This window comes from Sphingobium sp. CR2-8 (assembly GCF_035818615.1).
Lineage (GTDB): Bacteria > Pseudomonadota > Alphaproteobacteria > Sphingomonadales > Sphingomonadaceae > Sphingobium.
This window is the reverse complement of the sequence record NZ_JAYKZY010000002.1, coordinates 841,461-862,885: the sequence shown is the minus strand read 5'-3', so window position 1 is coordinate 862,885 and position 21,425 is coordinate 841,461. Positions and strand designations below refer to the sequence as shown.

The window sequence follows — 21,425 nt, the reverse complement described above, 5'->3', positions numbered from 1 at the left end:
ACAACAAAAAAGGGACCGGAAACCGGCCCCTTCTCTGTTTCCCAAGTTCGGTAGCGCTTAGCGCTTCGAGAACTGGAAGCTCTTGCGGGCCTTCGCCTTGCCGTACTTCTTACGTTCGACGACGCGGCTGTCGCGGGTCAGGAAGCCTTCGGCCTTGACCGCGCTGCGCAGCGCCGGTTCGTACTTCGACAGCGCCTGGGCGATGCCGTGCTTGACCGCACCGGCCTGGCCGGACAGACCGCCGCCCTTGACGGTGGCGATGACGTCATACTGACCGTTACGTTCGGTCACGCCGAACGGCTGGTTGATGACCAGACGCAGGGTCGGACGGGCGAAATAGACTTCCTGATCGCGGCCGTTGACCGTGATCTTGCCGGTGCCGGGCTTTACCCAGACGCGGGCGACGGCGTCCTTACGACGGCCGGTCGCATAGGCGCGGCCGAGGCTGTCGATTTCCTGTTCGCGCAGCGGCGCGGACGGCTGGACCGGTGCGGCGATGACGGGCGCGGCTTCTTCGCCTTCGACGGCGGGCGCAGCAGCGGCAGCGGCAGGCGCGGCGGCGACGGGCGCAGGCGTGTTGGTCAGCGACGCGAGGTCGGACAGGGACTGGCGGTTATCGGACATTATGCACCCACCTTGTTCTTGCGGTTGCGCGACGCGAAATCGAGCACTTCGGGGTTCTGGGCTTCATGCGCATGCTCGGCGCCGGCGAAGATGCGCAGGTTGCGCATCTGCTGACGGCCCAGCGGACCACGGGGGATCATACGCTCGACGGCCTTTTCCAGGACGCGCTCGGGGAAACGGCCTTCCAGAATCTTCTGGGGGGTGGTTTCCTTGATGCCGCCGGCATAGCCGGTATGCTTGTAATAGACCTTGTCGGTCAGCTTGCGACCGGTGAACTTCACCTTGCCCGCGTTGATGATGATGACATTGTCACCGCAATCGACGTGAGGCGTGAAGCTGGTCTTGTGCTTGCCGCGCAGGATATTCGCGACGGTCGAAGCGAGACGGCCCACGACGGCGCCTTCGGCGTCGATCAGGATCCACTTCTTTTCGACCGTTGCCGGGGTCGCCGGCTTGGTGGTCTTCATCAGCGCCTTCATGGTGCCAATACTCCAGAATGTAAAAAGGAACCGGGCGCCGTTGCCGACACCCGGAAGTGGGGCGCTAATGACGGGTGAGGCCCGACAAGTCAAGAGATTCTGCCCCTTTGCTGACGGGTAAAATGATACCGTCGTTTATGGAGCGGGTGTCAGCGTCCGGATTTCGGTCAACGCCAGCGACCCGAGGGCCAGACTGCGGCGTTGGGTTTCAACGAGGCCGGTGATGCGCGAAAGATGATAGTCGATGCCGACTTGCACCCCCTCCCCCGCCAGCTTTTCCGCCAGATCCACACCCTGGGTCGATTGGCCCACGACGCGCAGCGTACCTTCCACCGGCACGGGCCGACCGAGCGGCGATCCCGCCACGGTGCGCAGTCCGCGCCCCTCGCCGCCCTCCACGCCGCTGCCCGCGAACAGGAAGAGCGGCTGGATCTCCCCCGCTAGCAGCGCCAGCCGTCCCTCGGGCGACAGGCTGGCGAAGAGCGCCTGCACCTTCGCGGCGGCCTTGTGGCGCGGCGTGTCGGGCGCGAATGTCGCCAGCATGGCGTCGACCCCGGCCTGCACCACGCCCCAGGCCGCATCTTGATCGTCCAGGCCGATGATCCGCCCCTGCCCGTTCAACCGGAACCGCAGCGTCAGGCCGACCATCGGGCCGAGCGCGGCACGATAGGGTTCCGATCCTGCGGGCGGCGCGTCGCTGTCTATGTCCCGCAAAGTGGCAGCAAGACTATAGCCGTCCCCGGCCTTTTCGAAGCGCAGGTCGCGGGTTGCGCTGAAACGCCGGGTCGCGCCCTCCACCGGCCGATGCTGCTCGATCCGGTAAACGAGCGGACGATCGACGGGCGGCGCGAAGGGGATGGCGATGCTCTGCGCAGCGGCCGGCTGCGCCAGCGCAACGAGCGCGACGGCGATCAGCCGCCTCAACGGCGCGCGCCGATGGCATGCGCACCCCAGGTGGCCGAAGCGACAAGCAGTGCGCCCACCGCCTGGTGCAGCACGGCGAGCGGCAGGGCGATGCCGCTGATGACCGTGGCGATGCCGAGCAATATCTGTGTGCCAAGCATGGCGTTGATCGCGATCGACGCGCCCCGCTGCCCCGCCTGCTTCGCACGGCGGGCCAACAGGATCAGCACGACGGCCGCGACCCACGCCCACCAGCGATGGAGGAAGTGGACGAGATAGGGATCGCTCGACACCGTCGCCCAGAGCGACCCCAGCCATGTGATCCCTTCGGGCACCAGATGGTCGTTCATCAGCGGCCATGTGTTGGAAACATAGCCCGCGTCCAGCCCGGCGGTGAAAGCGCCCAGCATCAACTGGACCAGCAAGATGAGGAACACGACCAGCGCGAAGGGACGCAGCGCGGCGGGCTGCGCGCGGGTCGATCGCGCCAGCGCGCGCAGATCGAGCGCCGTCCAGATCAGACCGCCGATGATGAACAGGGCCGTCAGCAGATGCACCGCCAGCCGATAATGGCTGACGTCGGTGCGGACCGACAGGCCCGACTTTACCATCCACCAGCCGATCGCGCCCTGCAATCCACCCAGCGCCAGCAGCGCCACGAGTCGCCAGCCATAACCAGCGGGAATAGCGCGCCGCGCCGCGAACCAGATCAACGGCAGGGCAAAGGCGACGCCGATCAACCGGCCGAGCAGCCGGTGCAACCATTCCCAAAAGAAGATGAACTGGAAATCCGACAGCGTCATGGCGTGGCGTAGCTGCTGATATTCGGGGATCTGCTGGTACAGGCGGAACGCGTCCATCCACTGGTCGTGGGTCAGCGGCGGGATGGCGCCGGTGATCGGCTTCCACTGGGTGATGGACAGGCCCGATTCTGTCAGGCGCGTTATACCCCCCACCACGACCATGCAGAACACCAAGAAGGCCACGATCAGCAGCCATCGCGCGATGGCCGCCGGACGCGGGTTGGACGAGCGGCGGGAACGGGAAAAGGCGGATGCTGTCATGCCCGGTCCATGCGCCCAACCCAGCCCCTTTTCAAGGCGTCGCACCCGATGTCGGGCATGGACAAATCATCCCGGGGGCTGCCAGAGAGGAAACATATCGTCCGACGGGCGTATCCGACCGACTGGATATAATGCAGGGATTTGCCATGACCGCCGCATCGACGGGGCCAGCCGCGATGATCGCCACGCAGGGACCGATGGGCGCCCTGATCGCGCAACTGGACGCATCATCCCCGCTCGGCTCGGTCGATAGCTGGTCTCCCAACCTGATTTCGACCGTCCGTCTGATGCTGTCTTCCAAGGCGGAAATCGCGCTGTTGTGGGGGCCGCAATTTTGTGCGCTCTATAATGAAAGCTACCGGCCCACGATCGGCGACAAGCATCCGCGCGCGCTGGGCCGTCCCGGACATGAGGTATGGGCGGAACTTTGGGACGATCTTGGTCCTCTGCTTCATTCGGTGCTGGATAGCGGCGAAACCGTCCATGCCAAGGATCGCCCCTTCTATATCGAGCGCGATGGCGGACGCGGGGAGACCGTCTATTTCGACATCTCCTACTCGCCGGTGTTCGAAGCGGATGGCGCGGTCGGCGGCGTCCTGTGCATCGTCAGCGAGACGACGCAGCGCGTCGAGGCGGAACGCGCGATGCTGGCGGACCGCAACCGCCTATGGGCGCTGGCGCGCGACCCCTTCCTGATCGCCGATACGCGTGGGGTCTGGCTGGCCGCCAGTCCTGCCTGGACCGATATATTGGGATGGCGCGAAGACGAACTGATTGGCCGACGGTCGCAATGGATGGAACATCCCGACGACCTGTCGCGGACGCAGGAACGGCTTGACGAGCTGGCCAATGGCCAGCCCGTGCTGCGTTTCGACAACCGGTTCCGGGCCAGGGATGGCAGCTATCGCACGTTCAGCTGGACCGCCGTGCCAGACGGCGACCTTATCTACTGCGTCGCCCGCGACGTGACGCAGCAGCGCGCCGACGCCCGTGCGTTGAGCGAGGCAGAAGCGGCCCTGCGTCAGGCGCAGAAGATGGAGACGCTGGGCCAGCTGACTGGTGGGGTCGCGCATGATTTCAACAATCTGCTGCAAATCGTGACCGGCAATCTGGACCTGCTGCAACGCGCCCTGCCGGCCGACGATGCCCGGCTCCAGCGCATGGTCGCTCGCGCGGCGGCGGGCGCGGACCGCGCGGCGATATTGACCCAGCGCCTGCTCGCCTTTTCACGCCGCCAGCCGCTCGATCCGCGCCCCGCCGATCCCAACCGGCTGGTCGCTGGCATGTCCGACCTGCTGCACCGCACATTGGGCGAAACCATCACGGTCGCGACGACGGGACCGGCCCAGTCCTGGCCGATCGAGGTGGACGTCAACCAGATGGAGAATGCGCTGCTCAACCTGGCGGTCAATGCGCGCGACGCCATGCCGGACGGTGGCAGGCTGACCATCGAGGTCACGAACCAGTTGATCGCCACGGACCAAGCGGCTGAGGAGGCCGAGGTCGCGCCTGGCGCCTATGTCGTGATCGGCGTGGCGGACAGCGGCGAAGGGATGGACGCCGCGATCCTGGCCCAGGCGATCGAACCCTTCTTCACCACCAAGGAGGTCGGACGGGGCACCGGGCTGGGCCTGTCGATGGTCTATGGCTTCATCAAACAGTCGGGCGGCCATATGCGCGTCCAGTCCGAACCCGGCCAGGGGACGCATGTCCTGCTGTATCTGCCCCGCCATCATGGCAGTGTCGCAGCCAATGATGCGCATGATACGGTCGCCCCGGTTCCGTCGGGGGAGGCGAGCGCATCCTGCTGTGCGAGGATGACGACAATGTCCGCGCCTACTCGCTCGAAGTGCTACGCGAGCTGGGTTATGATGTCATCCCGGTCGCCGACGGCCCGGCTGCCTTAGCGGCGCTGGAAGCGGCGGACGCGCCGATCGACCTGCTGTTCACCGACGTGGTGCTGCCCGGCGGCATGACCGGGGCAGATCTGGGCCATATCGCCAGGGCGCGCTGGCCGGACATGAAAATCCTGTTCACCACGGGCTATGCTCGCGACGCCATCGTCCATCATGGCCGACTGGACATGGGCGTCGATCTGTTGCCCAAGCCGTTCGGCTATGCCGACCTGGCCGCCAAGATACGCGAGATACTCGATCGCCCGGTGGAAAGAACAGAGGGCGTGGCCTGACGGGTCAGGCCTTGATCGCCTTCCATGCCGCCACCAGATCGCGGCCGCGCTGGCCCACGATCGTCGCATCGTCGCCCGGCTTGTAGAGCGCGCCGCCCACGCCGATGCCTTCGCAGCCACCGGCCAGCCATTGCCGGATCGTGTCCGCGCCGGTGCCGCCCACGGCCCATACGCCGACATGTTTGGGCAGCACATCCTTCACCGCCTTCACATAGGCCACGCCCAGCTGGGCGGCCGGGAACAGCTTGATCCGCTTTGCGCCAGCGGCGATCGCGGCAAAGGCTTCGCTGGGCGTCATGAAGCCGGGCAACAGTTCCAGCCCCAGTTCCGCGCCGCGCGCGATCACGGCCGGATGGGTGTTGGGCGTCACCATGATGCGCCCGCCCGCATCATGCAGCGCCTCGACCGCCGCGACGCTCAGCACCGTGCCGCCACCGATCAGCGCGCGGTCGCCGAAGGCCGCCTGCATCGCGGCGATGCTTTCGAGCGGATCGGGCGAGTTGAACGGCACTTCCAGAATGCGGATGCCCGCGTCGACCAGGGCGGCGCTGACGTCGACCGCTTCGCTCGGCTTGATCCCGCGCAGGATCGCGCAGACCGGCGGCGCGCCGTCGGCCAGCAATTCGTCGAGGGTCATGCCACTATCTCTCCCATGAAACCAAGGCCCGCCAGCGCGCAGGCGTCGCCGTCCAGCACGTGCGAACCGATGCCCCGCGCCGCCAGCGCCTGCGCATAGCGGGCCGAAAGCCGTTTGTCGCCGATCAGGACGACATCCTCCACCACGCCCATCGTCGCGCATATTTCCGCGACTTCGCAGCCGATCAGCAGCCCGGACAGATAGCCCAGCGCCCAGTCAGGCGAACGCCCGCTGCGCAGCCGCATGGCGCGGGCGGCGAACAACGAAAGCAACAGTTGTGCGCTGCCCGCGCGATCCAGCCCTTCGGCAAAACCGGCGGATTCCTGGGCGAGGTCGGTGACGTCGACCTTCGGCCCCAGCGTCGATTGATCGCGCAGCAGCGCGAAAAGTTCGCCGGTCGGCACGGTGCGGAAGGCCAGGATGCGGCCGTCTTCCACCAGCGACCATTTATTGTGGGTGCCGGGCAGCACGATCAGGCGACGCCCCTGCGCCAGGGCGGTATCGCGGGCGATCGCGCCGAAAATCTGGGTTTCCTCGCCGCGCATCACATCGGGCATGCCGACCGCATCTTCGCAGGCCAGCCCCGCCATGATGGCGAGCGGCGCGCCGCGCCAGTCGAAGCGCACCGCCGCCTGCCGCCATGTGTCGGCGTCGGCCGGGCAGTCGGCATAGGGCGCCTCGACCCAACCGTCACGCGCGCCGACCATGCCGCACAGGGTGATGGATTGCGGCGTGCCATCGGCCAGCCAGGGGGCGATCGTATCGGCAAGCGCCGCCTCTGCCGCGCGACCGACCGCGCCTATCCCGGGTCCGTCGCGACGGGCAACGATCACGCCGTCCTCCACGCGAAACAACCGCAGGCGGCTGGTGCCCCAATCGCCAATCACGGCAAAACCGCTCATCGAGACATGCTCGCCATTTTAGTTATGGTAGCGCTCACATATCCTCACTTCGAATGCTTGAAATTCCATTTGTCTGAGTATATCAGGAGGCCAAGCGCGTCAACGCGCCGTGCCCCAATTTTGCGTCAGGATGCCCCCGATGAGCGATTCGCCCAAGACCTTCCCCAAGCTGCGCAGCCGCGCCTGGTTCGATAATCCGGACAATATCGACATGACGTCGCTCTATCTGGAACGCTATCTGAACTTCGGCCTGAGCCTGGACGAATTGCGCAGCGGTAAGCCCATCATCGGCATCGCCCAGACCGGCAGCGACCTGTCGCCCTGCAACCGCCACCATATCGTCCTGGCCGAGCGTATGCGCGAAGGCATCCGCGAAATGGGCGGTATCGCGCTGGAATTCCCCGTCCATCCGATCCAGGAAACCGGCAAGCGCCCGACCGCCGGCCTGGACCGCAACCTCGCCTATCTGGGCCTGGTCGAAGCGATGTACGGCTATCCGCTGGACGGCGTCATCCTGACCACCGGCTGCGACAAGACCACGCCCGCACTGCTGATGGCCGCCGCCACCGTCAACATCCCCGCCATCGCCCTGTCGGTCGGCCCGATGCTGAACGGCTGGTTCAAGGGCGAACGCACCGGATCGGGCACGATCGTGTGGAAGGGGCGCCAGTTGCTGGCCGCCGGCAAGATCGATGACGAAGGCTTCATCAAGCTCGTCGCGTCCTCCGCGCCGTCGACCGGCTATTGCAACACCATGGGCACGGCATCGACCATGAACAGCCTGGCCGAAGCGCTGGGCATGATGCTGCCCGGGTCGGCGGCGATCCCCGCCCCCTATCGCGATCGCCAGGAAGTCGCCTATCTGACTGGCAAGCGCATCGTGGAAATGGTCGCCGAAGACCTCAAGCCATCGGACATCATGACGCTGGACGCCTTCCACAACGCCATCGTCGTCAATAGCGCGATCGGCGGATCGACCAACGCGCCGATCCATCTGTCCGCCATCGCCCGCCACATGGGCGTCGAACTGCCGCTCAAGGATTGGGAGACGGTCGGGCACAAGGTGCCGTTGCTGGTGAACCTCCAGCCCGCCGGCGAATATCTGGGCGAGGATTATTATCGCGCCGGTGGCGTGCCCGCCGTGGTCAGCCAGCTGATCGACCAGGGCCTGATCCGGACAAGCGCGATGACCGTCAATGGCAAGACCATGGGCGACAATTGCAAGGGCGTGGAGATCGAGGATGAAAAGGTCATCCGTCCGTTCGACCAGCCGCTGGTCACGGATGCGGGCTTCCTGGTCCTGTCGGGCAATCTGTTCGACGCCGCCGTCATGAAGACCAGCGTCATCAGCCCGGAGTTCCGCGATCGTTACCTGTCCAACCCGGACGATCCCGACGCCTTCGAAGGCCCGGCGGTCGTGTTCGACGGGCCGGAGGATTATCATCACCGCATCGACGATCCGGCGACCGGCATCACTGCCAACACGCTGTTGTTCATGCGTGGCGCGGGGCCGATCGGCTATCCCGGCGCGGCCGAGGTTGTGAACATGCGTCCGCCTTCCTATCTTATCACCGAAGGCGTTTCGGCCCTCCCCTGCATCGGCGACGGTCGCCAGTCCGGCACGTCGGGCAGTCCCTCGATCCTCAACGCCTCGCCCGAAGCAGCGGCGATGGGTGGCCTGGCGCTGCTGGAAACCGGCGACCGCGTCCGCATGGACCTCAAAGCCGGCACGGTGAACGTTCTGATTTCCGACGAGGAACTGAGCGCACGTCGGGCGAAGCTGGAGGCAGCAGGCGGCTTCCAATATCCCGCGTCGCAGACCCCCTGGCAGGAAATCCAGCGTTCGGTCGTGGGTCAGTTGAACACCGGCGCGATTCTGGAAGGCGCGGAAAAATATCAGCGCATCGCCCAGACCATGGGCCTGCCGCGCGACAACCACTGAACTGTTCCGCAGCGACAAGCTGCGGCCCGATCCCACGGTTAGAACTGGACCCCGGCCTGCGCCGGGGAACAGTGTGACCAAATTTGAATGATTTTCAGGAGAACGACCATGTTCAACGGAGCCATCCTTATCGGCGCGAGCGAGCGCACCGGCGGCGCGCCTTTCTACGCCATCGACCCGTCGACCGGTGCGAAGGGCGAGATCGCCTTCTCCAACGCATCCACCGCCGATGTCGCTGACGCCACCGCGCTGGCCGACGCCGCATTCGAAACCTTTTCCACCCTGACCCCCGACGCCCGCGCCACTTTCCTGGAAAGCGTCGCCGACCAGATCGTCGCCATCGGCGACCTGCTCATCACCACCGCGATGAGCGAATCCGGCCTGCCCCGTGGTCGCCTGGAGGGCGAGCGTGGCCGCACCGTCGGCCAGTTGCGCCTGTTCGCCAGCTATGTCCGCCAGGGCGACTGGCTCGACGCCACCATCGACAAGGCGCTGCCCGACCGCGCCCCCCTGCCCCGTTCGGATCTGCGCCGCGTCAATGTGGGCCTTGGCCCCGTCGCCGTGTTCGGTGCATCCAACTTCCCGCTCGCCTTCTCGGTCGCGGGCGGCGACACCGCGTCGGCCTTCGCCGCCGGTTGCCCGGTCGTCGTAAAGGGCCATCCTGCGCACCCCGGCACCGGCGAACTGGTCGCCCGAGCAATCATCGCGGCGGTCGCGGCGTGCGGCCTGCCCGAAGGCGTCTTCTCCTACCTGCCCGGCACCACCAATGATCTGGGCGGCGCGCTGGTCGCCGATCCGCGCATCAAGGCGGTGGGCTTTACCGGATCGCGCGGCGGCGGCATCGCGCTCATGCAGATCGCGGCCAACCGCCCGGAGCCGATCCCGGTCTATTCGGAAATGTCGTCGATCAACCCGGTCGTCCTGCTGCCCGGCGCGCTCGCTGCGCGCGCCGAAGCCTTGGGCACCGCGTTCGTCGGCTCCATGTCGCTGTTCGCCGGCCAGTTCTGCACCAACCCCGGCCTGGTGATCGCGCTCGACAGCCCCGATCTCGACACGTTCGTCGCATCGGCCGCCAAGGCCCTGTCCGCCAACGCGGCGCAGGTCATGCTGACGCCCGGCATCCACGCCGCCTATGAAAAGGGCGTCGAGGCGCTGGCAAGCGCCGATGGCGTCACCACCGTCGCGCGTGGCACGGAAGCGGACGGCGCCAACCGGGGCCAGTCCGCATTCTTCGCCACCGCGTCCGACCAGTTCCGCGCCAACCCGGCGCTGGCGCATGAAGTGTTCGGCGCATCCTCCATCCTGGTGAAGTGCGCCACGATCGAGGACGTCATCGCCACCATCGCCGATCTGGAAGGCCAGCTGACCGCCACGCTCCAGATGGAAGCCAGCGATGCGGACAACGCCGCCAAGCTGTTGCCCACGCTGTCCCGCAAGGTCGGCCGCGTTCTGGCCAATGGCTGGCCCACCGGCGTGGAAGTGACTCATGCCATGGTCCATGGCGGTCCCTTCCCGTCGACATCCGACGGCCGCTCGACCTCGGTCGGCACACTGGCGATGATGCGCTTCCTGCGCCCCGTCTGCTATCAGGATCTGAGCGATGCGCTGCTGCCGCCCGCGCTCCAGGACGCCAATCCCTGGGGTCTGACGCGCCGGAACGAAGGCAAGCTGGAAGTGGCCGCATGACGATCCGGGCAGGTCTGGTAGGGCTGGGTAAAATCGCGCGCGATCAGCACCTGCCCGCCATTGCGAAGATCGACGGCATCGAACTGGTCGCCGTCGCCAGCCGCAACGCGCAGGGGGAAGGGGTGAACAACTATCCCGACCTCGGCGCGATGCTGGCGGGCGAACCCGACCTGGACGCCGTCATCCTGTGCCAGCCGCCGCAGGTCCGCTATCACGCGGCGCGGCAGGCGCTGCTGGCGGGCAAGCATGTGTTCCTGGAAAAGCCGCCGGGCGCGACCGTGTCCGAAGTGGAAGCGCTGACCGCGCTGGCGAAGGCCCAGGGCGTCACGCTCTACGCCAGCTGGCACAGCCGCTACGCCGCCGCCGTGGCCCAGGCGAAGGCCTGGATCGCGGAGCGCAAGGTCGAGCGGATCGACATCCAGTGGCGCGAGGATGTCCGCCACTGGCATCCGGGCCAGCCCTGGATCTGGGAAGCCGGCGGGTTCGGCGTGTTCGATCCGGGCATCAACGCCCTGTCGATCCTGACCGAGATCGTGGGCGAGCCGATCACCGTCCTGTCCGCCGAACTGGAAGTGCCTTCCAACAAGCAGGCGCCCATCGGCGCGACGCTCCAGATGGCGACGGCTTCGGGCGCGGCGATCGATACCGTGTTCGACTGGCGTCAGACCGGTCCCCAGACCTGGGACATTGCGGTCGAAACCGACAAGGGCAGCCTGCTATTGTCCGAAGGCGGCAATAGCTTGCGCCTCGACGGCGAAGTGCAGATGAAGGCCCCGGACGAGGAATATCCGACCATGTATCGACGCTTCGTCGGCCTGGTGGCGGACAAGGCGATCGACGCCGACACCGCGCCGCTCCGTCTGGTGGCGGACGCCTTCCTTTGCGGGCGGCATTGCCCTACGGCTGCATTCGAGGATTGATATAGGGGAACGGGACGTGGGCAGCGGGCGCAAGATCGGATCGGAGGAGAGCGTCTTGCGCATCCACCAGACGATCGCCCGCGACCTGGGCACCGCGATCCTGACCGGCCGACACAAGCCCGGTGAATTGTTCGAGGGCGAGATCGAGGCGTCGGAGCGGCTGGGCGTATCGCGCACCGCCTATCGCGAAGCGGTGCGCATCCTGATCGCCAAGGGCATGCTGGAAAGTCGGCCCAAGGCAGGCACCCGCGTGCTGCCGCGCAGCCGCTGGAACGTGCTGGACCCCGAAATGCTCGCCTGGATGTTCGCGGGCGAGCCGGACGCGGGGTTCATCCGCGACCTGTTCGAACTGCGCGGCGTGATCGAACCGGCGGCCGCCGAATTCGCCGCCCGCCGCCGCACCGACGATCAGATCGCCACGATGGAAGCGGCGCTGACCGACATGGGGCGGTTCGGCCTGTCGACGCCGGACGGGCGCGCCGCCGACCAGCGTTTCCACCACGCCATATTGGCCGCCACCCATAATGATGCGCTGGAGGCACTGGCCAGTTCGGTGGGCGCGGCGGTCAGCTGGACCACGACATTCAAGCATCGCAAGCAGCTGATGCCCCGCGACCCCCTGCCCGACCATCGCGCCGTATTCCAGGCGATCGCCGCGCGCGACACGGCGGCGGCGCGCACGACCATGGCGGAACTGCTGCGCCTGGCGCTGGCCGACATGGATATCGCGCTGGCGGAGCCAGGCTGAGCCGAAGATCGCCGTGTTTTAGCGTAGGCGGAAACGCAGTTCTGAGGTCACCGACAATCGTTATGGCGGGACTGGGTTCCCGCCTTCGCGGGAACACATTTACTGATGAGCCAACCTCACCCCAGGATAAACGCCGCCCCCGCCTTGGCGTGGATGCTGGTGCAATCGTAGATCGGCAGCACATTGGCCTTCACGTCGACGATCCGTTCCAGTTCGGTGCAGGCCAGCACGACCGCCTGCACATCTTCCTTCGCGATATCGGTCAGTTCCGACTTCATATAGCGTTCGGACTCCTTGCTCACCTTGCCCACGGTCAGTTCGTCATAGACGATCCGGTCGATCCGCTCGGCCAGTTCCATATCGGCGGGCAGCAGCGAAATGCCGTGGGACACGAGCCTTTGCCGATAGAATTTTTCGGTCATCACGTTGCGTGTGCCCACCAGCGCGGCGGATGTGATGCCATCGGCCTGCATCTTTTGCCCCACCAGTTCGGCGATGTGGAGGATGGGAATGTTCACCGCCGCCTGCACCCGGTCATAGACGCGATGCATGGAGTTGGCGCAGATCAGGAGTGCACCCGCGCCTGCCGTCTCCAGCCGCTGCGCCGCGGCGATCAGTTGCGTGGCGGCCTGGTCCCATTCCGCATCGGTCGTGCATCCCGCGATCGTGGCGAAGTCCAGGCTGTCGATCAGGAGCGGCGCGCTATGCTGGCCGCCCAGCGCACGATGCACCGCCTGGTTGATGATCTCATAATAGCGCGCGGTGGAGGTCCAGCTAAGGCCGCCGATCAGGCCGAGTATATGCATAGTGTCTCCGCAGCGGATGGGGGATCAGGGGTGCAGGGTTAGGATAAGGGCGGGTCGGTGAGCAAGGCCCTTCACACGGCCGGTCCGATCCTGCGCGCGCGCCAGCCCAACCGCCATCCGGCCACACCCGCCAGAGCGCCCGCCATCACCATCGCGCTGTTGCCCAGCGCAAAGCCCAGCGTCACCGCGGCCCAACCTGCGCCACTGCCGATCCACGCCAGCCCGGTCTGTCTGCGTGTCACCGCCACCAGCAACGCCCCGACCACCACCATGGCCCCGATGGTAAAGCCTGCCGCCAGCAGCAGCCGATTGTCCGGCGTGATTCTGCCGTCGTCGCCCACCAGCGCGAAGGCGAACGGATTGAGCCACAGGGCGCAGGCGGTCGCCATCGCCGCCATGCCCAGCAGACCATGCGCCACGACGACCAGCCAGGGCAGCATCCGCGCCGCACACCGGCGCGCCAGCAACAGGCCGATGCTGCCGCCGATCACCAGAGCGCTCGCGATTTCGGGCAGGTTCATGACATCATGGCTGTAGAGCGCGGCAGCGAGCGCCAGCGCGATGCCCGCCATGGCGATCCGGTTGCCGTGGCGCTGCCCACGCCACCGCAGGGCAGCCAGCAGCAGGACGCCGGACAGAAGATAGGCGCCCGCCACCAGCGGCGACGGATCGACCCCATCCATCCGTGCGCCCAGCAATGCTACGCCGGACAGCGGCATCATTCGGGATCGCCTTCGACCGTGTCTTGTTCGATCGGCGGCCAGCGCCGTTCGACCACGCCCAGCAACAGGACGGCCGCCGTGCTGGCGCATAACAGCGCCATCAGCGCCATGTAGCGCGCCGCCGCGCTGCCCGCTTCGGCTGCGGCGATTAGTGCGCCGACCAGTATGATGGCGGCGACGCCGCCGACGCCTGCGCGCCAATAGGGTGTGGCGGCGTCAGCGCCCGGCCGGGCAACGACATAGCCGCCCAGGCAGGCGAGGAGGAAAACGGGCATAAGGCCAAGGCCGTTCATGCCCCTAGGCCCGCCGTCCAAGGCGCGTTCCCCATGCCGGACAGGCGCGCTGTCAGCTGGAAATCAGCAGCACCACCAGCGCGGCGAGCGCGACGCTGACGATCGTGCCCCATTTGACGAAGCCGACGAAGCTGCCGTAGGTCTGGTTCGCGGCCTTCATATTGCCTTCTGACGCCATATCCTGTCCCCTTGTCTGCGCGATGTGCCTAAAAGCGATTGTCGCCACCTCTTATCGTCAAGGCCCTGCGCCCTCAACCCGGCATGCCCAAGAAAATTCGTCGCGGTTAAGCACGCCTTTACCCCCTGCGCTTACCATCGTCCCCGGCTTTACAGATGAGGGATTTGATGGCGCGCGACGGCGTACCGATGTTGATGCTGATCGATGACGAACCGGCGCAGCGGCGTCTGGTGTCGGCATTGGGGGCGCGTGCCGGATGGCGCACCATCTTCGCGGCCGACGGCGAAACCGCGATCGCGACGCTGGGCACGCAGGACGGGATGATGCTGGACGCGATCATCCTGGACCAGTGGAGTCCCGATTATGAGCCGTCCGGCCTGATCCGCGAGATTCGCAGTCGTCGGCCGGCGCTGCCGATCCTGATCCTGACCGCCCACAATAATGTCGCCATCGCCGTGGAGGCGATGCGCGCGGGCGCCACCGACTATCTGTCCAAGCCGATCGCGCCCGAACGGCTGCTCGCCGCGCTCAATGCGACCCTGGCCGAAGGCGCGGCGGCAGGCGAGTTGCGCCCGCTCACCGAAAAGATCACCGCTCCCCTCTCCTTCGAGGATGTCGTTGGGTCCGCCCCGCAATTCCGCGCGGCACTCGCCATCGCGGCGAAGGCGGCGCGCGCCCGTATCCCCGTATTGATCGAGGGCGAAAGCGGCGTCGGCAAGGATGTCATCGCCCGCGCGATCCACGCCGCGTCCCCCGGCACAAGCAGGCGATGGTCACGGTCAATTGCGGCGCGATCCCCGCCAACCTGGTCGAATCGGAGCTTTTCGGGCATGAACGCGGCGCGTTCACCGGCGCGTTCGACCGCCATGTCGGCAAGTTCGCCAGCGCCGAAATGGGCACGATCTTCCTGGACGAAGTGAGCGAAATGCCGCTCGACGCGCAGGTGAAGCTGCTGCGGGTCTTGCAGGATGGCGAGGTCCAGCCGATCGGCGCGCGCCGCCCGATCCATGTCGATGTGCGCGTGATCGCCGCGACCAACAAGCGGCTGATCGAGGAGGTGGAGGCCGGGCGCTTCCGCGAGGATCTCTATTATCGGCTGAACGTCGTCCAGTTGACGGTGCCGCCCCTGCGCGAGCGGATGGGCGATATTCCCGCGCTTTGCCGCCATCTGCTGACCCGCATCGCGACCCAGCCGGGGCTGCGCGGCCTGGGCGTCACCGACGATGCGCTGGCGCTGCTGATGCAGCATGGCTGGCCGGGCAATGTCCGCCAGTTGCAGAACGCCCTCTTCCGCGCCGCCGTGCTGTGCGAGGGCGACGCGCTGACGCCGCAGGATTTCCCGCAGATCGCGGCGCAGATCCAGGCGGGCGCCAGCGTTCATACGCTGCGGCCGCGCGGCCCCAGCCAGCCGCATCGCGACGGCGCGGGCATCACCCTGTTCGAAGGCGACGGCCATGTCCGCCAGTTGGCGGAGATAGAGGCGGACGTCATTCGCCTGGCGATCGGCCATTATCGCGGGCGCATGACGGAAGTGGCGCGACGGCTGGGCATCGGCCGGTCCACCCTCTATCGCAAGCTGGCCGAACTGGGCATCGATAGCGCGGCATGACCGGATGATCGGCGGCGACGGCTTGCGGCGTTGAATTATGCGCGCGCCTATGCTTTGGATTGCGCCATGAAACATATCGCTTTTGCCGTCAGCCTTCCCCTCCTGCTGCTCGCCGCCTGCGGCCGGACCGAACCGGTCGCCGATATGCCCAGCCAGGAGGAACTGGCCGCAGCCGCCAACGCCGCCGCCGCCAATGCGCTGTCCAACGCCGCGGCGGACGACAGCGATACGCGCAATTATGTGAACCAGGCGCACGGCTTTTCCGTGACCTTCCCCGAAGGCTGGACGATCGACAAGGACGCCAGCAATACCGACGGCGCGGTCTATCAGGATCCTGGCGCGGGGGCCGATGTCCGCGTATTCTGGCAGAAGAACGAGAATGACCAAACGCTCCAGCAGATCGTCGAAGCGGTCAGCAGCGGGTCGGAGGGCGTCGATGGCGACTATATCGGCACGAACGAATATCGCGGCACCGCCAATGACGGCGAAGGCAATAATGTCGCGATCCGCCTGCTCAAACAGGCCGATGGCGCGATCGTGACGGCGACCTTCGTCTATCCCGAAATGCTGAGCGAACAATATCAGGGCATTGCCGATCAGACGCTGGGCAGCCTGCGCACATTCGGGCCGAAGGCGATCACCGAACCGGCCGTGCCAGAGGCCAAGGCGAGCAATGCGGCGGATGCGAGGTAAGGCTTAACTTCGCACATTTCCTGCTGATTTCGACATATTGTGTCAGGTGTTGGACATTTTATGTCGTGGGCTGGCGGGATGGACGGACGGTGGGAAAGAGCCGGGATCGCGGGGATAGCATGGCGGCGTGGATATAGGACAGGTCGGGCGGTGGCGCCGTGCACTGGCGGGTGGTGTGGCGGTGCGGGGTGCGAGCCGACTGATTACCTCTCTACGTCACCCCAGCGAACCCTGAGCCACCTTTGTCGTAACAACGGCTTCGGGCCGAGGGGTTTCCTTTGCAAAGTCGAGAATGCCCATCAGAGCACCATGAAGCGTGGCGTGGATTTCGCCTCGCATTTCGCCGGGATGCAGGACAATCCGGTGAATGAGCGAACGAATGGCATCGGAGGCGTCGAGGCGGGTTTCCGGGTCTTCGAGCGCTTGGGTGAATCGCTCCACCTCCCGTTCGTAGATTCCAGCGATGCCGGGATGAACGTCTGGAACAGCTTGCGGGGCCAACGCCATGCGGGCAGCGATTTCGGTCTTCTGCCGCTCCAGTTCCGCCATGCGGGCCTTCATCGTGGGCTGGTATAGCCCGTCCTCGATCGCCGTCATGATCCCGGCAATGGCGCGCTCGATCTTGTCCAGCGCGCGGCGGTCGGCTTCGACCTGCGCCTGTTTCTCGCGGTTCTCTTGGTTGATATGTTTGGCGTAAGCGGCGACCGCCGCGTGCACCTTCTCCGGCGACACCAGCCGTTCGCGCAGACCCGCAAGCGCCCGCTCTTCCAGCACCTCGCGGCGAATGGTCCGGTTGTTGGCGCAGATATGGCGGCGATGGTGATTGATACAGCCAAACCGCCCGTTGACCGCCAAGCCCACCGTGCCGCCGCACATGCCGCACTCGACAAGGCCCGACAGCAGAGTGACGGGACGACGGGCCCGGTGCATCCGGCTCGTCTGCGCCGCATGAAGGCCATCGATCAGCGGCTTATATTGCTCGACCAGCACATCTTGCCGCCGCCTCACCGCCTGCCACATATCGTCATTGACGATTCGCAGGCCAGGCACTTCGACCCGGACCCATTCGGATTCGGGATTGAGACGCCGCAGGGTCTGTCCCGTGCGGGGGTCTTTGACGGCCTGCTTGCGATTCCAGACCCGCACCCCGACATACATTTCGTTGTGGAGGATGCCGATGCCCAGCTTGGGCTTGCCGCGTATGGTCGTATCGCTCCAAGGGCGACCGGATGGACCAGGAATGCCGTCCCGGTTCAGGTCACGCGCGATAGCGCGCGGACTCTTGCCCGCCGCGAACTCGCGGAAGATGCGCTCCACAATAGGCGCCTCCGACGGCTCGATCCGGCATTCGCCGCGCACCAGTTCGCCTTCGCTCGAAAGCCGCCGCACCGTGCGATAGCCATAGCCCACCGGCCCCGCCGAAAACCCCTTCTCGACGCGCCCGCGCTGCCCGCGGTGGGTCTTCTTGGCGAGATCCTTGAGGAACAGCGCGTTCATCGTGCCCTTGAGGCCGACATGCAGTTCGGAAATCTCGCCTTCGGCCAGCGTCACCAGCGGCACGCGCGCAAACTGAAGATGCTTGTAGAGCGTCGCCACGTCCGCCTGATCGCGCGACACACGGTCGAGCGCTTCGGCAATAACGATGTCGAACTTACCCGCCTGCGCGTCCTGGAGTAGCGATTGAATGCCCGGACGCAGGATCATGCTCGCGCCCGAGATCGCGGCATCCTGATAGCTGTGGACGACATGCCAGCCCTCACGCTTGGCGCGCTCGCGGCAGATGCGAAGCTGATCCTCGATCGATGCGGCGCTCTGCTGGTCCGAGGAGTAACGGGCATAAAGGGCAATGCGGGTCATGAGAAAAACTCCTGCGATCCGTTCCGCCGTCAGGCAGCCTTAGTCAGCATGAAATCGACATGGACGCCGTCATAGGGAAAGACGATGCCGCGCCCTTCCTTATGGATTACACCAGCGCAGATGAGTGCCTGCACGTCGCCATGCACCGCCTTCATGTCCCGGCCCACGCGCCGCGCGGCCTCACGGATCGACATGACGCCCTGTCCGGTCATCGCCTGGATCAAATCCCAGCGCTTGCGGGTGAGCGTCTGCCACAACAGATCGGGACTGGCGAAGCTATGATGCGCGCCCTCGGCCTCGCCCCCGAAAGCGGCAAGCGCACGGCGCGTCACATCGTCGCGGCTGGCGACGGAGAGCGTTACGATGTTCATTTTTGCCTCCATTGGTCCACGTCCTTCCAGAAGTCCGCCAGCAATGCGGCGGGCGTCGTGAAGGCATAGGCCGTTTCGCTCTCGCCGATATGTCGGTGATCGCCCTTGCCTGCCTCATTGTCGTAGCGCAGCACACAGACGCCATCGACAATATAGGCGAGGGCATATTTGAGATCGTGTATCGATCCCTTCACCGGCTGCGGCACCCGCCAGATACGAAGCTCTACAAAGGACTTCGCATCAAGCTGGTGACGTTCGTTGAGCAACGGTTCCGCCTTCATGATGGATTATATGCCATCGAATTGCATTGATGTCAATGACTCCATCAGCCTGTCCCTTTCGGCTCATTGTCATTGGACGCCCTGCACGCGCGAATATGCTGGCGCGCAATATGGCGGCCGATGGCCTCCGCGATGCGGATCAGCGCCGCATCTATGTCCACGCTGGGCGGCTCAGTGCCCGTCCCGTTATCGTTGGCGGCGGTCAGTCGATTGGGCGGCGCGGCGTTGTCACCCTTCTCCATGGCCAGACTTCCCAAGCGATGGAGGATTGTCGTTGTCCGGCCGGTAAGCGGCGGGATCGGCGACCCAGCGATTGACGGCGGACTCGTGCCAGCCAGCACCATGGACGCTGATCGGCACTTGCCGAGGGAATGTCCCTTCCGCGATCTTGCGGTAGATGGTGGACCGGGAAAGGCCGGTGCGGTCGAGAACGGTTTTGAGGCGAATGATACGATCGGTGTTGGGCATAAGAGAGCTTTCAAGTCATGCGTTGCCAAAGCCCCCTAAAGCCAGCATTGGCGGAGTTTCCGCGCAAGACAAGACATCCGTTGCAGCCTGTCAGGCCGCCCGGATACATGTCGTAGGGCTGTAGAGGGACGATGAGGGACATCGGCGGACGTAGAGGGAATTGGCGGGAATTTGCCTGCCTCATCACCCATGCGCATTTTCTCAGGCGCTGTTGCCTGGTTGCCACGCTTTTTACGCTCGTCGGTCCCCGCAGATCGTCTGAGCTATGATGTATTTGGCATATCCATCGTCCTTTCAGATGGCCTGCCCGTCGCAAATCAATCTGCCGCAAACGCTCCCGCCCCGCAAGGGTATGGGCACTGTAGTGCCGGTTTCGCATTGGCACGCCGCCTTGCGCATTTCAGAGTCGAGATTTCTCAGACAGGGTGCAGGGTGCAGTGTGCGGGTGGCAGGTAGTGGGCGTCCCCGCGCGTTCCGCGCGGGCCGCGCTCTATTCCGCTTCGCTCCACCGAGCCACCGCTGCGCGCCGTCTCGTCACCTTTGGCGTTACGATCGCATGACGCGGGGGATTGTCAGGCCAATCCCCATGCGGACATCGCGCCGGGCGCGATAATGTTGGCAGGCTCCTGCAAGCGGTGTGGGCGTCGCTACCCTCTAGGCCCGTCGCGGCGGGCTGCAACCCGGCGGTGCCGGGTCTTCCTCTTCGTTCCAGCCTTGCAGGTGCAGCCCGCCTCTGCCGACGCGCCTTCCGGTCGCTCTTGCCGCCCACCCCGCTCTTTCGGGGCCGGTGTTTTGGCAAGGAGTAAGGACAATGGAACTCAAGCATATCGACATCGCCTGCCTCTCGGTTTCGCCCACCAACATGCGGGGCGTGAAGAAGGCACCGGACCTGACCAATATCCTGCCGTCCGTTCGCGCGCGTGGCATCCTCGTGCCGTTGATCGTGCGGCAGAATGGATCACCAGAGACGTATGAGATCGTAGCAGGCAAGCGGCGCTACCATGCAGCGCTGGCCGTGGCGGAGGAAAGCGGGAGCATCGATCCGCTACCCTGCGCGATCATGGAAGCGGGTGACGACGCGGCAGCGCTGGAAGCGTCGCTGATCGAGAATATCGCACGCCTGGACCCTGACGAGATGACTCAATGCGAAACATTTACGCGGCTGGTCCGGGAAGGCCGCAATGTGGAGGACATTTCCCTTACCTTCGGCCTGACCGCATTACAGGTGAAGCGCACCCTTGCGTTGGGCAATCTCATGCCCCGCATCCGCAATCTCTATCGGGCCGACAGGATCGATGCCGTCACCGTTCGGCACCTGACCCTTGCCACCAAGGGGCAGCAGCGGGGCTGGCTGGCATTGCTCGACAGCGAGAGCGATCATGCCCCCAAGGGTCAGAATCTCAAATTTTGGCTGATGAGTAGTGTAGCCCTTTCCACCAAGGTCGCGCTGTTCGACCTTACCAGCTATTCCGGTGAGGTCATTTCCGATCTGTTCGGCGAGGACAGCTATTTCGCCTGCCCCTCCGATTTCTGGACGGCGCAGATGGCGGCGGTCGAGGACCGAGCCGCAGGCTATCGCGAGGCGGGATGGCCGGAGGTCGTCGTCATGGAGCGCGGTGAGTATTTCCACAGTTGGGAGTATGAGCGCTTCCCGAAGAAGAAAGGCGGGCGCGTCTATGTCGCCACCAGCCATCGCGGCGAAGTCACCTTCCATGAGGGCTATCTGACCACCAAGGAAGCCCGGAGGCGTGAGAAAGGCAAAGCTGCAATCAAGCCGGTGCGCCCGGAGATCAGCGCGCCGATCCAGAACTATGTCGATTTGCACCGCCATGCCGCCGTGCGCTGGATGAGCTGCGCGAGGCGGCGGAAGCGCTGGACCCGCGTCTGTGTTCCGCATGGCCACGAGACAGCCGGTTCGAGCGCCGCGCGTTCGGCTGCATACGCCGCGCCTATGTCGAAGCACGCTATGGGCGATCCTACCGCATTTCGGGCGAGGAACTGTCATGGGCATTCGCACGGGTAGAGATATTGGCGGAACGCGCAGCGTGCGCCGT

General features: G+C 65.5%; 24 protein-coding genes and 1 pseudogene. 10 read left to right on the top strand and 15 right to left on the bottom strand.

Features of this window, described 5'->3' with window-relative positions:
* Positions 1-57 precede the first annotated feature (57 nt).
* From rpsI to U5A82_RS08070, 4 genes are all read right to left on the bottom strand, one after another.
* Positions 58-624: a 30S ribosomal protein S9 gene (gene rpsI / locus U5A82_RS08085; protein ID WP_326290020.1), complete on the bottom strand. Its 567-nt coding sequence runs from the start codon at positions 622-624 to the stop codon at positions 58-60.
* Entirely contained in the window at positions 624-1,103 is a 480-nt protein-coding gene (rplM, locus tag U5A82_RS08080) for a 50S ribosomal protein L13 (protein WP_326290018.1), read from the bottom strand. Before rplM ends, rpsI begins: the two co-directional genes overlap by 1 nt.
* Before the next feature lie 135 nt (positions 1,104-1,238).
* On the bottom strand, positions 1,239-2,027 hold the full coding sequence (locus U5A82_RS08075) for a hypothetical protein (RefSeq protein ID WP_326290017.1): 789 nt from the start codon (positions 2,025-2,027) through the stop codon (positions 1,239-1,241).
* The gene (locus tag U5A82_RS08070; protein ID WP_326290015.1) at positions 2,024-3,070 is read right to left on the bottom strand and encodes a COX15/CtaA family protein; all 1,047 of its coding nucleotides are present in this window, start codon (positions 3,068-3,070) and stop codon (positions 2,024-2,026) included. The genes U5A82_RS08075 and U5A82_RS08070 overlap by 4 nt, the downstream gene beginning before the upstream one ends.
* 146 nt (positions 3,071-3,216) lie before the next feature.
* Here U5A82_RS08070 and U5A82_RS08065 point away from each other — a divergent pair, with 146 nt between their 5' ends.
* Positions 3,217-4,977: a hybrid sensor histidine kinase/response regulator gene (locus tag U5A82_RS08065; RefSeq protein ID WP_326290013.1), complete on the top strand. Its 1,761-nt coding sequence runs from the start codon at positions 3,217-3,219 to the stop codon at positions 4,975-4,977.
* Entirely contained in the window at positions 4,920-5,258 is a 339-nt protein-coding gene (locus tag U5A82_RS08060; RefSeq protein ID WP_326290011.1) for a response regulator, read from the top strand. Before U5A82_RS08065 ends, U5A82_RS08060 begins: the two co-directional genes overlap by 58 nt.
* Positions 5,259-5,262: 4 nt before the next feature.
* On the opposite strand, the gene U5A82_RS08055 is transcribed toward U5A82_RS08060, so the two are convergent.
* Positions 5,263-5,895, bottom strand: coding sequence for a 2-dehydro-3-deoxy-6-phosphogalactonate aldolase (locus U5A82_RS08055; RefSeq protein WP_326290010.1), 633 nt, complete (start codon positions 5,893-5,895; stop codon positions 5,263-5,265).
* Entirely contained in the window at positions 5,892-6,797 is a 906-nt protein-coding gene (locus U5A82_RS08050) for a 2-dehydro-3-deoxygalactonokinase (RefSeq protein ID WP_326290008.1), read from the bottom strand. The genes U5A82_RS08055 and U5A82_RS08050 overlap by 4 nt, the downstream gene beginning before the upstream one ends.
* Positions 6,798-6,936: 139 nt before the next feature.
* Between U5A82_RS08050 and U5A82_RS08045 the strand changes: the two genes are divergently transcribed.
* The 4 genes from U5A82_RS08045 to U5A82_RS08030 all read left to right on the top strand — a co-directional run bounded on the left by U5A82_RS08045 (position 6,937) and on the right by U5A82_RS08030 (position 12,093).
* The gene (locus U5A82_RS08045; RefSeq protein WP_326290006.1) at positions 6,937-8,739 is read left to right on the top strand and encodes an IlvD/Edd family dehydratase; all 1,803 of its coding nucleotides are present in this window, start codon (positions 6,937-6,939) and stop codon (positions 8,737-8,739) included.
* Between the two features lie 108 nt (positions 8,740-8,847).
* Positions 8,848-10,425 carry an aldehyde dehydrogenase (NADP(+)) gene (locus U5A82_RS08040; RefSeq protein WP_326290004.1) on the top strand — a complete coding sequence of 526 codons (1,578 nt, stop codon included), beginning with the start codon at positions 8,848-8,850 and terminating at the stop codon, positions 10,423-10,425.
* A complete protein-coding gene (locus tag U5A82_RS08035) occupies positions 10,422-11,345 on the top strand; it encodes a Gfo/Idh/MocA family protein (RefSeq protein ID WP_326290002.1) in 924 nt (307 codons plus the stop codon). The genes U5A82_RS08040 and U5A82_RS08035 overlap by 4 nt, the downstream gene beginning before the upstream one ends.
* A gap of 16 nt (positions 11,346-11,361) precedes the next feature.
* A complete protein-coding gene (locus U5A82_RS08030; protein WP_326290000.1) occupies positions 11,362-12,093 on the top strand; it encodes a FadR/GntR family transcriptional regulator in 732 nt (243 codons plus the stop codon).
* A gap of 116 nt (positions 12,094-12,209) precedes the next feature.
* On the opposite strand, the gene U5A82_RS08025 is transcribed toward U5A82_RS08030, so the two are convergent.
* From U5A82_RS08025 to U5A82_RS08010, 4 genes are all read right to left on the bottom strand, one after another.
* Entirely contained in the window at positions 12,210-12,899 is a 690-nt protein-coding gene (locus U5A82_RS08025; protein ID WP_326289999.1) for an aspartate/glutamate racemase family protein, read from the bottom strand.
* 71 nt (positions 12,900-12,970) lie between these two features.
* On the bottom strand, positions 12,971-13,621 hold the full coding sequence (locus U5A82_RS08020; RefSeq protein ID WP_326289997.1) for an NAD(P)(+) transhydrogenase (Re/Si-specific) subunit beta: 651 nt from the start codon (positions 13,619-13,621) through the stop codon (positions 12,971-12,973).
* On the bottom strand, positions 13,618-13,896 hold the full coding sequence (locus U5A82_RS08015) for an NAD(P) transhydrogenase subunit alpha (protein ID WP_326289995.1): 279 nt from the start codon (positions 13,894-13,896) through the stop codon (positions 13,618-13,620). The genes U5A82_RS08020 and U5A82_RS08015 overlap by 4 nt, the downstream gene beginning before the upstream one ends.
* Before the next feature lie 70 nt (positions 13,897-13,966).
* The gene (locus U5A82_RS08010) at positions 13,967-14,092 is read right to left on the bottom strand and encodes an aa3-type cytochrome c oxidase subunit IV (RefSeq protein WP_326289993.1); all 126 of its coding nucleotides are present in this window, start codon (positions 14,090-14,092) and stop codon (positions 13,967-13,969) included.
* Positions 14,093-14,247: 155 nt separating this feature from the next.
* Here U5A82_RS08010 and U5A82_RS21720 point away from each other — a divergent pair.
* The 3 genes and pseudogenes from U5A82_RS21720 to U5A82_RS08000 all read left to right on the top strand — a co-directional run.
* A pseudogene (locus tag U5A82_RS21720) lies at positions 14,248-15,189 on the top strand (sigma-54-dependent transcriptional regulator); the annotation flags it as partial.
* A 41-nt stretch (positions 15,190-15,230) separates the two neighbouring features.
* Positions 15,231-15,701: an AAA-type ATPase lid domain-containing protein gene (locus U5A82_RS21715; RefSeq protein ID WP_442802207.1), complete on the top strand. Its 471-nt coding sequence runs from the start codon at positions 15,231-15,233 to the stop codon at positions 15,699-15,701.
* Between the two features lie 66 nt (positions 15,702-15,767).
* Positions 15,768-16,394: a hypothetical protein gene (locus tag U5A82_RS08000; protein ID WP_326289991.1), complete on the top strand. Its 627-nt coding sequence runs from the start codon at positions 15,768-15,770 to the stop codon at positions 16,392-16,394.
* Between the two features lie 216 nt (positions 16,395-16,610).
* On the opposite strand, the gene U5A82_RS07995 is transcribed toward U5A82_RS08000, so the two are convergent.
* From U5A82_RS07995 to U5A82_RS07975, 5 genes are read right to left on the bottom strand one after another with little or no spacing between them, the layout of a single operon-like run.
* Complete coding sequence (locus U5A82_RS07995) at positions 16,611-18,251, bottom strand: recombinase family protein (protein WP_326289990.1); 1,641 nt, start codon at positions 18,249-18,251, stop codon at positions 16,611-16,613.
* A 29-nt stretch (positions 18,252-18,280) separates the two neighbouring features.
* Positions 18,281-18,622: an HVO_A0114 family putative DNA-binding protein gene (locus tag U5A82_RS07990; protein WP_326289988.1), complete on the bottom strand. Its 342-nt coding sequence runs from the start codon at positions 18,620-18,622 to the stop codon at positions 18,281-18,283.
* On the bottom strand, positions 18,619-18,903 hold the full coding sequence (locus tag U5A82_RS07985) for a toxin-antitoxin system TumE family protein (protein WP_326289986.1): 285 nt from the start codon (positions 18,901-18,903) through the stop codon (positions 18,619-18,621). Before U5A82_RS07985 ends, U5A82_RS07990 begins: the two co-directional genes overlap by 4 nt.
* 44 nt (positions 18,904-18,947) lie before the next feature.
* Entirely contained in the window at positions 18,948-19,145 is a 198-nt protein-coding gene (locus tag U5A82_RS07980; RefSeq protein WP_326289984.1) for a hypothetical protein, read from the bottom strand.
* The gene (locus tag U5A82_RS07975) at positions 19,132-19,371 is read right to left on the bottom strand and encodes a helix-turn-helix transcriptional regulator (protein WP_119745862.1); all 240 of its coding nucleotides are present in this window, start codon (positions 19,369-19,371) and stop codon (positions 19,132-19,134) included. The genes U5A82_RS07980 and U5A82_RS07975 overlap by 14 nt, the downstream gene beginning before the upstream one ends.
* Positions 19,372-20,182: 811 nt before the next feature.
* Here U5A82_RS07975 and U5A82_RS07970 point away from each other — a divergent pair.
* A complete protein-coding gene (locus tag U5A82_RS07970; RefSeq protein ID WP_326289980.1) occupies positions 20,183-21,394 on the top strand; it encodes a ParB/RepB/Spo0J family partition protein in 1,212 nt (403 codons plus the stop codon).
* Positions 21,395-21,425: the final 31 nt, after the last annotated feature.